The sequence below is a fragment of the Gemmiger formicilis genome, from assembly GCF_016901605.1.
In the GTDB taxonomy this organism is placed as follows: Bacteria; Bacillota; Clostridia; order Oscillospirales; family Ruminococcaceae; genus Gemmiger; species Gemmiger formicilis_B.
Genome location: NZ_JACJKP010000523.1, coordinates 1 through 350, shown reverse-complemented (window position 1 = coordinate 350; position 350 = coordinate 1). Strand labels below are relative to the sequence as shown.

The following is a 350-nucleotide window of genomic DNA, read 5'->3' as shown; positions in this document are numbered from 1 at the left end:
ACCTCTCGCAAAATATCGGCGGGTATGATATAATACTGGTAGCCCGCGGTCAGACCCCGCACCTGAAAAGCACCCAGCTGAGCAAAACACTGGGTAAGCTGTTTGCAAAAGCCGGTCTGCCCGACCTGGCAAGGCCTGTGCAGGATGCCGCCGGCAAAACGGAAGCCGTCCCGGGAAATACCCCGTGACCCGGCTGCTGATCGCCCTGCTGCGGGGCTATAAAAAGTACATCAGTCCGCACCTGGGCCACCATTGCCGGTTTGTGCCCACCTGCAGCGAATACGCCATGCAGGCCCTGGCCGTCCACGGTCTGGTCAAGGGTCTGATTTTAACGGTCTGGCGGCTTTTGC

1 protein-coding gene and 1 pseudogene are annotated in these 350 nt (G+C 59.4%); both read left to right on the top strand.

Going from position 1 to position 350, the window contains the following annotated elements; translation table 11 throughout:
• Positions 1-188: pseudogene (locus H6B10_RS15760) on the top strand (ribonuclease P protein component); the annotation flags it as partial.
• A partial coding sequence (yidD, locus tag H6B10_RS15755; RefSeq protein ID WP_204652395.1) for a membrane protein insertion efficiency factor YidD occupies positions 185-350 on the top strand: 166 nt, incomplete at its 3' end. The pseudogene H6B10_RS15760 and the gene yidD, both read left to right, overlap by 4 nt.